This window comes from Agromyces chromiiresistens (assembly GCF_029167465.1).
GTDB classification, from domain to species: domain Bacteria; phylum Actinomycetota; class Actinomycetes; order Actinomycetales; family Microbacteriaceae; genus Agromyces; species Agromyces chromiiresistens.
The window spans coordinates 1-13,141 of record NZ_JARFNL010000004.1; the positions used below are offsets into that span (position 1 = coordinate 1).

Sequence of the window (13,141 nt, forward strand, 5' to 3'; positions counted from 1 at the left end):
GGTCTACGAGGCGCTCCACATCCACATCATGCCGCAGGCGCATTAGGAGACACGCCCTAGGGGCGGGGCGCAGCATTCGCTGCGCCCCGCGCAATCATCCGGTGACGTCCCGACGGCTCAGGGCGAACGTCGCGCCGGCGACGAACAGGATGCTGATTCCCCAGAGCAAGCCGAGCCCACCCCAGTCGGCGCCCTCGGTGAGCGGGGACTCGTGATACGCCCAGGAGTACGGGGACACCGCTCGCACCCAGTCCGCGTCGGCGACTTGATTCGCGATCGCGTTCGCGACGTACCCGAGAACGGCGATGCCGGCACCGGCCGCGGTCGCGAGGATCTTCCTCCCGGTCGACGCGCCGACGAGGAGCGCCACCGCGGCGGACAGGAACGCCAGCCCGACCAGCGACGCCGTGACGGCCGCGACGTGCCCGGACTCGATGCCGAGCTCCGACGGTTCGTTCAACATCACGACGATCGCCGCGCCGAACAGGCCGAGCCACGCTAGCCGCACCAGCACGGCGAGTGCTGACTCGAAGGCGTACTGCGCTCGGCCGACCCCGTGTGCGAGGGTGAGTTCGAGTCGCCCGGCTTCCTCAGCGCCGGCGATCGCCGAGGATCCCCAGGACGTTGCGGCGATCACGAGCAGCAGGAACCCGATCAGTCCGTAGAACGTGCCCTGCGCATAGCCGGGACCGGAGGAGATCTGTTCGTACCCGAGCGTCTTCACGAGCTCGGGTGGCATGCTGTCGATGATCTGCTGCATCTCACCGTCGCCGCCGATGCTGGGAAACAACGGCAGGTACATGAACAGGGCCGCGGCGACCCCGAGACTCCAGGCGAGCAAGCTCCGCCAGGAGTCGGCCAGAGAGCGACGGAACACCGGCAGGATGCTACGCACCGTGCACCTCCTCCATCGGCCCGTTGGCTTCAGCGCCGTACAGTCGCAGCACCGATTCCTCGAGGTCCGGTTCCTCGACAGCGAGGTCGAGCACGTGGTGGGAGGCCAGCAGCTTCACGACGGGATCGATGTCACCATCGACGGTCGCACCGATCCGCACGATACCGTCACCGTTCACGATCAGGTCGCGGACCTGACCGAGCACGCGGAGCTCGGCTTCGAGGACCGCTGCGGGCACCCCGTCGACACTGGCGCGGATCCGCCGGATGCGGCCGAGCCGCAGGGAGGCGACATCACCCTCTGCGACGATACGTCCCTCGGCGAGCACCGCGACATGATCAGCGGTCTGCTGGATCTCGCTCAGCACGTGCGAGCTGAGCAAGACGGTCTGCCCGTTGGCTCGAGCCTCACGCACCATGCTCAAGAACTCGCGTTGCACGAGCGGGTCGAGCCCGCTCGTCGGCTCGTCGAGGACGAGCAGCTCGGGGCGGTGCATGAACGCTTGGATGAGGCCGAGCTTCTGCTTGTTTCCCTTCGAGAGCGTGCGGACCTGACGGTTCAGGTCAACGCCGAGCCGGTCGGCGAACCCATCGATGACGCCGGGTGCGACCGGGCCGCTGATCTCGGCGAAGTGACGAAGGAGCGCACGACCACGGACTCGTCCTTCGAGACGGAGTTCGCCCGGCACGAACCCGATCCGCCGACGGAGTGATGGCCCACCGGTTCGCGGAGGCTGGCCGAGCACCGTCGCGGTGCCGGAGGTGGGACGGATGATGTCGAGCAGCATGCGGAGCGTCGTGGTCTTCCCGGCGCCGTTCGGCCCGATCAACCCGAACACCGTGCCCGGCTCGACGGTCAGGGTGAGGTCGTGCACGGCGGTCTTGTTGCCGTATCGCTTGTGTAGATCAACTGTTTGGATAGCAGGGGTCATCGCCCGTGCTCCTTTCAAGGGGAATGAAGAATCGAACGAAGAATCGAACCTCGGGACGCCTACCCGCGCGGCGGGTCCGGGTCCTGGTTCGGGTCGTTCTCCCCCTTGTCCGAGCGTGGTCCCGCGCTCCGCCCGAGTGCATCACGCGCCGCGACGAGAAATCGGTCGTCCGCGTAGAGACCGTTCGTGTAGAGCTCGAGAATCGGGATCGTCGATCGGCGAAGAGCTGCAGCATCCACGACGTCGGTGCCGAGGGAGCGAGCGAGCTGGCGTTGCATGACCAGAGGCACCACCCCGTACATGGTCAGGTACAGCGCGGTCACCTCGCGGTCGGCCGGGACCCGCATGATGCCGGCCGCGACCTGCTCATCCACGAGCGAGGTCGTGCCCGCCAGCAACGCGTCGAACAGTTCGTCGGCGGCCGATGTGGGCTCGGTCAGCATTCGCGACACGTAGTCGATCAGCGGTCGATGCTTCTCCGTATCGTCAAGCCACCGCTGCATCGCCGCTGACGGGTCGCCGGTGCGGAGCTCATCCTTCCGGCCGATGAATTCACTGACCACGAACTCGTCGCAGGCAGTGCGAAGCGCGTCCTTCGAGCCGAAATGGTGGATTACGAGACCGGGGCTCACCCCCGCTGCCTTGGCGATCGCGCGCAGACTGGTGCGCTCGAACCCGTCGCGGCCGAACAGGAGCACCGCGGCATCACGAATCCGCGCCCGCGTCGTGAGATCCTGCTGCATTGAACGCACATTCAATATACTAAACGTTTGTTCAATGCGCGCGCAAGGGCTCGCTCCTGCCCGGCGAGAGGTATCGGCACACGCTCGGATCGGTGCCGACTGCGCTTGCGGAGAAAGAGTTTTGTTGCAAAACTATCTGCACGCTCCCGACGAGACCGCACCCCTGCGACCGAGGCGCGCCCATGACAAGGAGGCCATGTTGAAGATCGTCATCGCCGGGGCCGGCATCGGCGGGCTCGCCGCTGCCCTGAGCCTGCACCGCGCGGGCTTCCGCGACATCACCGTCTACGAGCGCGTGCGCGAGCTCAAGCCGCTCGGCGTCGGCATCAACCTGCTGCCGCACGCGGTGCGCGAGCTCACCGAGCTCGGCCTCGCCGATGAGGTCGCCTCGATCGGCGTGCCGCCGAGCCGCCTCTCGTACTACAACCGCTTCGGGCAGCCCATCTGGTCGGAGCCCCGCGGCCTCGGCGCCGGCTACCGCTGGCCGCAGCTCTCGGTGCACCGCGGCGAGTTCCAGCTGCTGCTCGCCCGCGAGGTGGAGCGCCGCCTCGGGCCCGACACGATCCGCCTCGGCTGCCGGCTCGTCGGCGTCGAGCACCTCGAGACCGACTCGCCCGTCGCCCGGGTGGCCGGCCACGCCGAGTTCGCCAAGTTCGTGCGCGAGGGCGGCGACGGCCGGCCCGAGGAGTTCGAGGTCGCCGCCGACGTCGTCATCGGCGCCGACGGCATCCACTCGGCGATGCGCGCCCAGGCCTACCCCGACGAGGGCGGCCCCGTGTGGAACGGCCTCATCCTCTGGCGGGGCACCGCGACCGTGCCGACCTACCTCGACGGCCGCACCATGATCATGGCGGGCGACGGCGAGCAGAAGTTCGTCTCGTACCCCCTCGTCGCCCCCGGCGCCGACGCGGGCGCCACCCGCCTCAACTTCATCGCCGAGCGCCGAGCGCCCGAGGGCGTCGACGAGACCGCCGACTGGAACCACGCCGTCGACGCGGGCCCCATCGAACGGCTCTTCGCCGACTGGAGCTTCGACTGGCTCGACGTGCCCGCGGTCATCGCTGCCGCCGACGAGATCCTCGAGTACCCGATGGTCGACCGGAACGCGCTGCCGCAGTGGACCTTCGGCGGATCGACGCTCATCGGCGACGCCGCGCATGCGATGTACCCGAACGGGTCGAACGGCGCTTCGCAGGCGATCATCGACGGGCGCACGCTCGCCTTCCACCTCGCGAACGAGGCATCCGGTCCGGAGGTCTCGACCGACGCCGAGGCGCGTGCCGGTGCCGTGCGCCGCGCCCTCGCGGCCTACGAGGCCGACCGCCGTCCCACGACCGCGCGGCTGCTCGAGATGACCCGGCAGCTCGGGCCCGAGAAGGTCATGCAGCTCGCCTACGACCGCGCGCCCGAGGGGTTCGCCGACATCCACGACGTCATCCCCGCCGAGGAGCTGCAGGAGATCGCCGACGGCTACAAGCGCACCGCCGGCTTCCACCCCGCCGCGCTCAACGAGCGAGCGTCGCTCACGCCCGAGTCGGCGCCGCCGATGGCAGACTGAACGGATGACCGAGGGACAGCCGGCACAGGAGCTCGCGCGGCTGGGCTCGATCGTGTCGCCGCTGCGGCGCGGCCTGCTCAAGGCCGCCCGCACGGCCGCGCACCTGCCCGACCTGCCCGACGCGCACATCGAGGTGCTGCGCGCGCTGCCGCGCGGCGTCATGCGATCGCCGGGGGAGCTCGCCACCGAGCTCGGCCTCAGCCGGCCGACCGTGAGCAACCTGCTGAAGGCGATGGAGTCGGCGGGGCTCGTGACCCGCGAAGTGCCCGAGACCGACCGGCGCCGCGTCGAGGTGCGGGCCTCGACGCGGGCGCTCTCGCTCTTCGACCGGTTCGACCGGGCGAGCGAGGCGATCCTCGTCGCATCGCTCGCCCGGCTCGACGACGCCGACCGTGCGGCGCTCGCCGTCGCACTGCCCGCGCTCGAGCGCCTGCGCGACGTCGTGCAGGAGGCGGCGCGAGGCTGAGCGCCTCGCGCGGAAGTGGCCCCGCCGACGACGCTCGGCGGACGCGCTCGGTCGGCGACAGGTTCAGACGGTGCCGAACGGGTTGTCGATCACGTACCGCCAGCCGTGCTGCTCGTCGTACCGGGCGACGTCGGCCGTGATGCCCCAGAGCGACACCTCCGAGCCGTCGGGACCGGCACCCGCGATCGCCCACTCGGCCATCACGAGGCCGGTCCCGCCCGTGACGAACGCGTGCTTGGTGCGCATCGAGATCGGCAGCCGCAACGCGAGGAACTGCTCGAGTGCCGGGCGCACGGCATCGCCCTCGACCGGCTGGCCCGGGGCCGGCACGAACACCGCGCCGGGCTCGTTGAGGTCGAGCAGGCCTTCGAGGTCCTGGGCGTTGAAGCGCTCGGCGAAGGCGAGGGGCAGGGCGCCGAGGTCGGTGACGGGAATAGACATGGAGGCTCCGATCTTCGAGTAGGTGACCCGGAGGACGGGTCATCGAGAAAGACGTCGACGAGCGAGAGATGTGACAGATGCCCTCATCCGCCCCTCAGGAGAGCACGCTGCTCGAACTCATCGCCGATGAGCCCCAGCGGCTCCGTCGTCGCGCGCTCAGTCTCGGAATCCATCCCGACGACGCCGACGACCTCGCGCAGACCGTGCTGCTGCGCGCCTGGAAGGCGATCGACGGCGTGCGCGACCCCGGCGCGGGCACGGTGTGCGCGTGGGTCGACGCGATCGCGCGCAACACCGCCGTCGACCACCTCCGCGGGCGGCGCTTCGACGACCGGCTCGACGCCGAGTCGCACGTCGACGCACCGTCGGTCGACGAGCGCATCGAAGCACGCGTCGACCTTCGCGCGACCCTCAGCGCGATCGGCGACCTGCCCGAGCCGCTACGGACCCCACTCGTGCTCTCGGCGCTCGAGGATCGATCGGGCAACGAGATCGCCGAGTTGCTCGGCATCAGCCCGGCGCTCGTGCGCCAGCGGATCAGACGGGCGCGCCAGCGCTTGGCCGCCGCGCTCTCGTCGCGCGCGGTCGAGCCAGACCCGGGCTGAGCGGGGGGGGTGCGGGGACGCTCGCCGCGCTCGCTCCTCAACCCGCGAGCGGGAGCGCGATCGGCAGCACCTCGGCGCCGGGCAGGCCGGCGAGGTACGCGCCCGACACGAGCAGCTTCGCGTCGCGGTTGCCGCCGCCGACGATGAGGCGTTCGTGCGCGGCGACCGACTCGTCGACGAGGATCGGCCAGCCCTCGGGCAGGCCGAGGGGTGTGATGCCGCCGACCTGCATGCCGGTGAGCTCGACCGCGAGGTCCATGGGCGCGAACGACAGCTTGCGGGCGTCGAGGCGCCGTCGGACCGCGCCGTTCACATCGAGCCGGTCGGCGCCGCGCACGAGGCACGCGGCGTACCAGGTGCGGTCGCCGCGGCGGGCCTGCACGACGACGCAGTTCGCGCCGTCGCCGGGCGAGACCTCGTAGTGCTCGCAGAACGCGGCGGTGTCGGCGAGCGACGGGTCGATCGACGCGACGAGCACGTCGCGATCGGGCGCGGCGGCCAGTGCGGCGGCGGTCGGCGGGGCGAGCAGCTCGGGCGAATCGACGGCGGGTGAGAAGTCGAGGGTTCCGAAGCGCATGGTCGCAGCGTAGCGGCGACCGGTGGAGCGGGACTCGAACTTCCCATCGATGCCGGGCCCCGAGGCATCCGCGTACCCTCGGAGGGGAGGGAACACCATGGATCTCGAGCCGATGCTCTTGAAGCTCGACCGCATCGCCGGCGGCCGCGCCGCGGGCGTGAAGGTCGCGGACGAACTCGTCGGCCACCCGCGCACCCGCCGCGCGTTCACGTGGATCACCTGGCTGCTCGCGCTCGAGGTGCTCATCGGGCTCGCGGCGTTCGTCGTCGCGGCCGTGCTGTTCTTCAACGGCACGGTGCTCGCGTTCCCGGTGCGGATGCGCATCCTCGTCGTGCTCGGCATGACCGTCACGCTCTTCTACTTCGCCTGGCGGGCGCAGAAGGGCTACCGCTGGGCGTACTCGCGGCTGCGGCTGTTCAGCAAGATCTTCCCGGTCGTGACGCTCGTGATGGCCGCGATCCCGGGGCTCTTCCCGTTCTGGATGGTGACCGAGCAGATCGTGTTCAGCCTCATCCTGATCGGCATCGCCGACTTCCTCGACAGCGACCACATGCGGCAGGTGTTCCGGACGCCGGACGAGCAGACCGGGCACGCGGTCTCGTAACGGCGCTCAGAACCGGCGGGCGAGCAACCGGGATGCCTCGTGCGTGAGCCCCGCGATCACGTCGGCGACCGGGCGTGACGTGCGCAGCAGCCCGACCCCCTGACCGGCGTCGAAGGGCACGAGGTCGTGCTCGCCGGCGGAGTTGGCGCGTGCGAACTCGGCCTTGAACGCGTCGAGACCGTCGCCGTGGCTCTCGCCGCGCAGCTCGGGCAAGCGGTGCTCCCATTCGTCGACGAAGTCGTTGCGGATGACCCGCTCGGGGAAGCGGTCGGGCCACGGCAGCCCGAGTGCGGCATCGGCCGCGCTCGTGTTGACCGTGTCGTCGCCCGTCGCGGCGAAGATCACCGGCTTCGCCGACTCGGGCGTGAGCGCCTCGGGGCTCGCGATGAACGCGGTGCCGATCCAAGCGGCGTCGGCACCGGCCGCGAGCACCGCCGCGAGGCTGCGACCCGAGCCGATCCCGCCGGCGGCGAGCACCGCGGGTGACCCCGAGCGACCGGTCGACTCGTGCGCGCCGGTCGCCCCGGCGGCGGCCCGGCGGTCGTCGAGCGCGTCGAGCACCGCGTCGAGCAGGGCGAGCGTTCCCATGCGCGGGTCGCCGTGCCCGCCGCCCTCCGCGCCGCGGGCCACGATAACGTCGACCCCGGCATCGGCCGCGACGACCGCCTCGGCCGCGGTGTAGACCTGCGTCGCCGCGAGGCATCCGGCCCCGTGCACGCGGTCGACCCAGTCGAAGCGGGTTGCGAAGCCGACCGAGACGAGCGCCGGGCGGGCCTCGAGCGCGACGTCGAACATCGCCGGGTCGCGTTCGAGCCCCCAGTGCACCATGCCGATGCCGAACGGGCGCCGGCCTCCTGCCGCCTCGAACTCGGCGCGCTGCGCCGTGAGCTTCGCCGCCGAGCCCGCGCTGCCCATGCCGATCATGCCGAGCGCGCCCGCACGGGACACCGCGTCGGCGAAGCGTCCACCGGCGACGCCGCCCATCGGCGCGCTGACGATCGGCGTGGCGAGGCCGAGCGAACGCGACCACGCCGTCGAGAGCACCGGGGTGGCGTCGCTCACGACTGCACCTCCTGTTCGGCCGCCCAGCTCACGAACGCCGGATCGGCCGAGACGATCCGCGACACCTCCTCGCCGCCGTCGCACCGGCACAGGCTCACGATCGCGCCGTCGTCGGTCAGCTCGCGCAGGGCCCACGTTCCGCCGAAGCTCTCCCAGCGCTCGAGCTCCTCGAGCGGGGTACGGGCGACGCGGGATGCCTCGGGCTGCGCCCGCCCCGAGACATCCGGAAGCGAAGCGGCAGTGGGCGACTTGCGCGTCCATCCGACCTGCTCGCCGCGGTCGAAGAAGTGGCGGAAGCTGTAGATGAGCGGGTGCCACGCGTGCGGGTCGACGTGCTGGGTGCCGGGCACGTTGAGCTCGGGCAGGGCGTGCACGCGCACCACCTCGACCTCGACCATGAAGTACCCGGCGTCGACGCCGGGGGTCATGCAGCGCACTCGGCCCTCGAACTGCAGCGGCGCCTCGCGCACGCGCGGTGGTGAGACCAGGTCGGACGGCTGCGCGCTGAACCCCGCGAGCTCGAACTTGCGCGGCTCGAACCGGTACTGGTCGGCCTTCGCGTCGGGCACCGGGTCGCGACCGGTGACGGCCGAGAGCCGCTCGACCTCGCGCCACTGCTTCGCCGCGGGGAAGTTGACCGTCAGCTGCGGACGTTCGAGCAGGTTCTGCGCCGACTGGCCGTCGGCCTCGAGTCCGAGCACGAGCATGCGCCCGAGCGCCCAATGGCTCGACGCGGGCGCGAGGTTCGCCGTGCCGTCGGCGTTCTCGGTGACGACGAGGTAGACGGGCGTGCCCACGTAGAGCACGGTCGGCTCGATGACGAGGTGCTCGTCGTTCACGGCGGGGTCGGGCGCATCGGCTCGCGGCATTGTTCGCCTCCCGGCGGTCGGTTCGCGGATGCCTCAACGCTACGCCCGCACGCTGCCCGCGCCGCCGTATGTGACGACGCGGGCACCGCGGATCGGGGGTCAGGCAGCGCCGGACTCCGCCCCGAGATGGCCCCGGCGTTCGGGCCCGAACCCGCCTGGGTGCGGATGAGCCGGAGCACCTCGAGCACCCGCAGCGAGAGGGCCCGTGGCATCCGCCATGAATCAGGTACGACGCGCTGAGGTGGGTTCGAACCGACCTCAGCGCGCCGAACCCACCTCAGCGCGGAACGGCCCCGCGTCGAGCAGCTCGCGCGCGCTCAGCGCATCGAGTCGAGGATCGCGACCAGCTGCTCGAACGTCGTCATCGGGTTGATGATCGCGAACCGGGTGTTCGGCCGCCCGGCGTGCGAGCTCGGCGTGACGAACGCGCGCTGCTCGTCGAGCAGCTTCGCCGACCAGCGCTCGTAGTCGTCCATCGTCCAGCCCTCGCGCTCGAAGACCACGATCGACAGCTGGGGGTCGCGCACGAGCCGCAGCTCGGGTCGGGTGCGGATCTCGTCGGCGATGCGCTGGGCGAGCTCGAGCGAGTTCGTGATCGCGGCGCGGTAAGCGGCGGCGCCGTAGGTCGCGAGCGAGAACCAGAACGGCAGGCCGCGCGGGCGGCGGGTCAGCTGCACCGCGAAGTCCGACGGGCTCCACTCGGGCTTGCCCGTGAGGGTGTCGAGGTACTCGGCGTGCTGCGTGTGGGCGCGGCGGCCGATCTCGGGGTCGCGGTAGATGAGCGCGCACGCGTCGAAGGGGGCGAACAGCCACTTGTGCGGGTCGACGATCACCGAGTCGGCCCGCTCGACGCCGGCGTAACGGGCACGGGCGACCGGCGAGAGCATGCCGGTGAGGCCGTAGGCGCCGTCGATGTGCAGCCAGAAGTCGTACTCGTCCTTGAGCGCGGCGATCGAGGCGACGTCGTCGACGATGCCGAAGTTCGTCGAGCCGGTCGTCGCGATCACCGCGAACACGTCGTCGCCGTGCTCTTCGAGCGCCGCGCGCACGGCGTCGCCGCGAAGCATGCCGTCGTCGCCGGCCGGAACGAGCACGACGTCGACGTCCATGACCTTCGCGGCCGACTTGTTCGACGAGTGCGCCTCGGTCGAGCAGACGAGCTTCCAGCGGGCGGGCATCGGCGCGCCGGTGGCGGCGCGCTTCTCGCGGGCGAGTTCGCGCGCGGCGACGAGCGCCGAGAGGTTGCCGATCGTGCCGCCCTGCACGAACACGCCGCCGGCACCCGTCGGCAGGCCGAACTCGTTCGCGAGCCAGGCGAGCACCTCGTTCTCGGCGTGCACGGCGCCGGAACCCTCCATCCAGCTGCCGCCGTAGAGGCTCGACGCCGAGACGACGAGGTCGAACGCCATCGCGGCCTTCGTCGGTGCCGCGGGGATGAACGAGAGGTACTGCGGGTGGTCGATCGTGATGCACGCGGGCGCGAGCACGTGCTCGAAGATCGAGAGCGCACGGCTCGCGCCGATGCCGCGCTCGTCGATGGTGCGGCCGGCCAGGCGCTGCAGCTCGGCCTCGGTCTCGGGCTTGTCGAGCGGAGTGTCGGTCGAGAGCAGGCGCCGACGCGAGTAGTCGAGCACCAGGTCGACGATCGATTCGGTCTCTCCGGTGACGGCGTGCATGCGGGTCGCGTCGATCGACGAGGACGCCGCGGCGGCGCCCCGCTCGGAAGCGGCGGTGGTCGCGCGGGCGGGGGATTCTGGTGCGGTGCCCATGTCTGTCCTCTCGAATGGCAGAGCAAGTCTCACCCCTGATGGGGTTTCACGCAACTTCCTCGCACAGATCGCGATCGAAGCGCAACGATCCATTGTCCGATGCGATTCTGTGCAAGCTCCGTGCGTCGGCCTGCACACGGTGCTCCGGCCTCGCGGCGGGCGCGTCGGCGGGATGGCGCACACTGGAGAGGTGACCGCAGACGCCGAGCTCGACTGGCGCGCGCCGCACCCGACCGACCTGCACCAGACCGTCGGCGCGCTGCGCCGCGGCCCCCGCGACCCGAGCTTCGCCACCGCGCCCGACCGCTCGGTCTGGCGCACGACGCGGATGCCCTCGGGCATCGCGACGATGCGGCTCTCGCAGCGCGGCACCGACGAGTTCCGCTGCGAGGCCTGGGGGCCGGGCGCGGCGGAGGCCGCGGCATCCGCCCCCGAGCTGGTGGGGGCGCGCGACGCGACCGATGCGTTCGAGCCGTTGCTGCCGCGGCTCGCCGACGCGCATCGGCGCAATCCGGGCATGCGGGTCGCGCGCAGCGGTCGCGTCTTCGAGACGCTCGTGCCCGCCGTGCTCGAGCAGAAGGTGATCACGCTGCAGGCCCACGACTCCTGGCGCGCGCTGCTGCAGCGGTTCGGCGAACCGGCGCCGGGGCCCGTGCCGCGCACGATGCGGGTGGCGCCGTCGGCCGACGGCTGGCGACGCATCCCGAGCTGGGAGTGGCACCGGGCCGGCGTCGACCCGAAGCGCTCGCGCACGATCGTCGCGCTCGCCCCGTACGCCGCGCGCATCGACGAGGCCGCGTCGATGACACCCGCCGACGCGTTCGCCCGGCTCACCCACTTCACGGGCGTCGGGGCGTGGACGGCCGCCGAGGTCGCCCAGCGCGCGCTCGGCGACGCCGACGCCGTCTCGGTCGGCGACTACCACCTCGCGAACTTCGTCGGGCACGCGCTCGAGGGCCGTGACATGACCGACGACGAGATGCTCGCCGCGCTCGAGCCGTGGGCGGGCCAGCGCTACCGGGTCATCCGGCTGCTCGGGTACTCGGGTGCTCGCGGCAAGCCGCGCCGCGGCCCGCGCATGGAGTTCGTCGACCATCGCGGCCGCTAGTTCGTCGACGCGGGTCGATCGATAGGCGCGCAGCGCCGGATCGAGACCACTGCCAGTGGTCTCGACACGCTCCTTCGTCGCTCCTCGACGGCCTACCCGCCCAGCACGGCGTCGAGCGCAGGGTGCAGGTGGCGGGTCGTCAGCACGGATGCCGCGTGCCGGGCGCCCGCCGCGAGTGCCTCGGGCAGCTCGGCTCCGTCGAGGGTGGCGTCGAGCACTCCCGACATGAATGCGTCGCCTGCGCCGTTCGTGTCGAGCACGTCGACGGGCGCCGCGTCGACCCGGTGTTCGCGACCGGCGGCGTCGAGCGCGACCGCGCCCTCGGCGCCGAGCGTGCACACCGCGATCGAGGCGCCGCCGTCGATGAGGGTGCGCAGGAACGGCACCGGATCGCCGATGCCGTCGGCGTTCATGAACACGGCGTCGGCGGCCTCGATGAACGGGCGGTGGAACGCCGCCCGTCCGTCGTAGTCGTGGATGTCGGTCCAGATCGGACGGCCGGTCGCGCGAGCGGCGGGAATGAGCCGGCCGGCCTCGGGCGCGAGGTCGAGCACGATGGCCGCGGCATCCGCCATCGCCTGGCTCACGGATGCCTCAGTCGCCTGCCGCGACTCGGCCGACGCCTCGCCCGGGGAGGAGAGGTAGAGCGACACGCGCTCACCGGCGGGGGTCATGAGGTTGAGGTGCCGCTCGGTCGCGCCGGTCGGCCCGACGATGAGTTCGACCCCGGCCGCCTGCAACGCCGCCGATACGCGAGCGCCGTCGGCGTCGGCCCCGATGAGCGTGTAGAACGCGGGGCGGCGGCCGAGGCCGGCGAGGCCGAGCGCCTTGCCCGCCGAGGTGCCGCCGACGGTCTCGTGTTCGGAGAGTGCGAACTGCATGTGCGGCACCGGCTCGGGCAGCCGGTCGAGCAGGACGATGCGGTTCCAGGACGCCGGGCCGGCGATGAAAACGTTTGCAGTCACGAGCTCCATCCTGTCGGACGCGGTCGCCTCGCGCGATGTCGGTCTCGGCGGGCTCGCATTCGTCGAACGGATGGCTCAGAGGGATTCTGCGCCCGTGACTCGCGTGGCCCGGTCGTCGGCGCGCTGCCATTCGACGAGGGGCTGCAGCAGTTCCATGAGTTGGAGTGCGCGGGTGCTCGGCGTGTAGTGGATCGTGACGGGGGTCGTCGGGCGCACGTGCCGCTCGATCAGCCCGTCGGCCTCGAGCTCTCGCAGTCGTGCGGTGAGCACCCGGTCGGAGATGCCGTGCACGGTGTCGCGGTACTCGCTGAAGCGCCGCGCGCCGCGCACTCCCGCGAGCAGGATCGCGGCGTTCCACTTGCGGCCCGCGAACTCGATCGCGCCGGTGAACCGGCGGCACGCCTCGTCGTCGATGTGCCCGAGCTCGCGCAGGCGCGCCGAGCGGCGCGCGCCGAGCTCGTCGGCCGAACGCCCGGCCGAGCCGCCCTCGGCCTCGCGGGAATACTCCATGTGCGCCGCTCCTTCACTTACTTCGAGTAAGCAGCTTA

Annotated in this window: 15 protein-coding genes; 5 read left to right on the forward strand and 10 right to left on the reverse strand. The window is 71.5% G+C overall.

What is annotated here, in order from left to right; all coding sequences use genetic code 11:
- Nucleotides 1-94 precede the first annotated feature (94 nt).
- The 3 genes from PX701_RS07495 to PX701_RS07505 are packed head-to-tail and all read right to left on the reverse strand — an operon-like array spanning nt 95 to nt 2,569.
- Complete coding sequence (locus PX701_RS07495; protein ID WP_338029111.1) at nt 95-877, reverse strand: ABC transporter permease subunit; 783 nt, start codon at nt 875-877, stop codon at nt 95-97.
- A gap of 10 nt (nt 878-887) precedes the next feature.
- Nucleotides 888-1,826 carry an ABC transporter ATP-binding protein gene (locus PX701_RS07500; protein WP_275505920.1) on the reverse strand — a complete coding sequence of 313 codons (939 nt, stop codon included), beginning with the start codon at nt 1,824-1,826 and terminating at the stop codon, nt 888-890.
- A 59-nt stretch (nt 1,827-1,885) separates the two neighbouring features.
- The gene (locus PX701_RS07505; RefSeq protein ID WP_275505921.1) at nt 1,886-2,569 is read right to left on the reverse strand and encodes a TetR/AcrR family transcriptional regulator; all 684 of its coding nucleotides are present in this window, start codon (nt 2,567-2,569) and stop codon (nt 1,886-1,888) included.
- A gap of 199 nt (nt 2,570-2,768) precedes the next feature.
- Here PX701_RS07505 and PX701_RS07510 point away from each other — a divergent pair, with 199 nt between their 5' ends.
- Both PX701_RS07510 and PX701_RS07515 read left to right on the forward strand, forming a co-directional pair.
- On the forward strand, nt 2,769-4,127 hold the full coding sequence (locus PX701_RS07510; protein WP_275505922.1) for a flavin-dependent oxidoreductase: 1,359 nt from the start codon (nt 2,769-2,771) through the stop codon (nt 4,125-4,127).
- A gap of 4 nt (nt 4,128-4,131) precedes the next feature.
- Nucleotides 4,132-4,593, forward strand: a complete 462-nt coding sequence (locus PX701_RS07515) for a MarR family winged helix-turn-helix transcriptional regulator (protein ID WP_231429206.1) — start codon at nt 4,132-4,134, stop codon at nt 4,591-4,593.
- A 63-nt stretch (nt 4,594-4,656) separates the two neighbouring features.
- Here PX701_RS07515 and PX701_RS07520 read toward each other — a convergent pair whose 3' ends face one another.
- Entirely contained in the window at nt 4,657-5,034 is a 378-nt protein-coding gene (locus PX701_RS07520) for a YybH family protein (RefSeq protein WP_231429205.1), read from the reverse strand.
- A 77-nt stretch (nt 5,035-5,111) separates the two neighbouring features.
- On the opposite strand from PX701_RS07520, the gene PX701_RS07525 reads away from it, so the two are divergent.
- Nucleotides 5,112-5,639 (forward strand): RNA polymerase sigma factor, encoded by a 528-nt coding sequence (locus tag PX701_RS07525; RefSeq protein WP_275505923.1) that lies wholly within the window; start codon nt 5,112-5,114, stop codon nt 5,637-5,639.
- 37 nt (nt 5,640-5,676) lie between these two features.
- Here PX701_RS07525 and PX701_RS07530 read toward each other — a convergent pair whose 3' ends face one another.
- Complete coding sequence (locus PX701_RS07530) at nt 5,677-6,216, reverse strand: YbaK/EbsC family protein (RefSeq protein ID WP_275505924.1); 540 nt, start codon at nt 6,214-6,216, stop codon at nt 5,677-5,679.
- Between the two features lie 97 nt (nt 6,217-6,313).
- On the opposite strand from PX701_RS07530, the gene PX701_RS07535 reads away from it, so the two are divergent.
- Nucleotides 6,314-6,820: a hypothetical protein gene (locus tag PX701_RS07535; RefSeq protein ID WP_275505925.1), complete on the forward strand. Its 507-nt coding sequence runs from the start codon at nt 6,314-6,316 to the stop codon at nt 6,818-6,820.
- 6 nt (nt 6,821-6,826) lie between these two features.
- On the opposite strand, the gene PX701_RS07540 is transcribed toward PX701_RS07535, so the two are convergent.
- The 3 genes from PX701_RS07540 to PX701_RS07550 form a co-directional block, all read right to left on the reverse strand.
- Nucleotides 6,827-7,882, reverse strand: coding sequence for an NAD(P)H-dependent flavin oxidoreductase (locus PX701_RS07540; protein WP_231429201.1), 1,056 nt, complete (start codon nt 7,880-7,882; stop codon nt 6,827-6,829).
- On the reverse strand, nt 7,879-8,751 hold the full coding sequence (locus PX701_RS07545) for a flavin reductase family protein (protein ID WP_275505926.1): 873 nt from the start codon (nt 8,749-8,751) through the stop codon (nt 7,879-7,881). The genes PX701_RS07540 and PX701_RS07545 overlap by 4 nt, the downstream gene beginning before the upstream one ends.
- 317 nt (nt 8,752-9,068) lie before the next feature.
- Nucleotides 9,069-10,427, reverse strand: a complete 1,359-nt coding sequence (locus tag PX701_RS07550) for a pyridoxal phosphate-dependent decarboxylase family protein (protein WP_275506770.1) — start codon at nt 10,425-10,427, stop codon at nt 9,069-9,071.
- Nucleotides 10,428-10,710: 283 nt separating this feature from the next.
- Here PX701_RS07550 and PX701_RS07555 point away from each other — a divergent pair, with 283 nt between their 5' ends.
- On the forward strand, nt 10,711-11,628 hold the full coding sequence (locus PX701_RS07555) for a DNA-3-methyladenine glycosylase family protein (protein ID WP_275505927.1): 918 nt from the start codon (nt 10,711-10,713) through the stop codon (nt 11,626-11,628).
- A 92-nt stretch (nt 11,629-11,720) separates the two neighbouring features.
- Here PX701_RS07555 and PX701_RS07560 read toward each other — a convergent pair whose 3' ends face one another.
- Both PX701_RS07560 and PX701_RS07565 read right to left on the reverse strand, forming a co-directional pair.
- Nucleotides 11,721-12,593 carry a carbohydrate kinase family protein gene (locus tag PX701_RS07560; protein ID WP_231429198.1) on the reverse strand — a complete coding sequence of 291 codons (873 nt, stop codon included), beginning with the start codon at nt 12,591-12,593 and terminating at the stop codon, nt 11,721-11,723.
- 75 nt (nt 12,594-12,668) lie between these two features.
- The gene (locus PX701_RS07565; protein WP_231429197.1) at nt 12,669-13,103 is read right to left on the reverse strand and encodes a winged helix-turn-helix transcriptional regulator; all 435 of its coding nucleotides are present in this window, start codon (nt 13,101-13,103) and stop codon (nt 12,669-12,671) included.
- Nucleotides 13,104-13,141 lie beyond the last annotated feature (38 nt).

Excerpts from the sequence above, each read along its gene's own strand:
- PX701_RS07525 (WP_275505923.1), top strand. The coding sequence starts at position 5,112 with ATGCCCTCATCCGCCCCTCAGGAGAGCACGCTGCTCGAACTCATCGCC.
- PX701_RS07505 (WP_275505921.1), bottom strand. The coding sequence starts at position 2,569 with ATGCAGCAGGATCTCACGACGCGGGCGCGGATTCGTGATGCCGCGGTG.
- PX701_RS07515 (WP_231429206.1), top strand. The coding sequence starts at position 4,132 with ATGACCGAGGGACAGCCGGCACAGGAGCTCGCGCGGCTGGGCTCGATC.
- PX701_RS07500 (WP_275505920.1), bottom strand. The coding sequence starts at position 1,826 with ATGACCCCTGCTATCCAAACAGTTGATCTACACAAGCGATACGGCAAC.
- PX701_RS07520 (WP_231429205.1), bottom strand. The coding sequence starts at position 5,034 with ATGTCTATTCCCGTCACCGACCTCGGCGCCCTGCCCCTCGCCTTCGCC.
- PX701_RS07530 (WP_275505924.1), bottom strand. The coding sequence starts at position 6,216 with ATGCGCTTCGGAACCCTCGACTTCTCACCCGCCGTCGATTCGCCCGAG.
- PX701_RS07565 (WP_231429197.1), bottom strand. The coding sequence starts at position 13,103 with ATGGAGTATTCCCGCGAGGCCGAGGGCGGCTCGGCCGGGCGTTCGGCC.
- PX701_RS07535 (WP_275505925.1), top strand. The coding sequence starts at position 6,314 with ATGGATCTCGAGCCGATGCTCTTGAAGCTCGACCGCATCGCCGGCGGC.
- PX701_RS07550 (WP_275506770.1), bottom strand. The coding sequence starts at position 10,427 with ATGCACGCCGTCACCGGAGAGACCGAATCGATCGTCGACCTGGTGCTC.
- PX701_RS07545 (WP_275505926.1), bottom strand. The coding sequence starts at position 8,751 with ATGCCGCGAGCCGATGCGCCCGACCCCGCCGTGAACGACGAGCACCTC.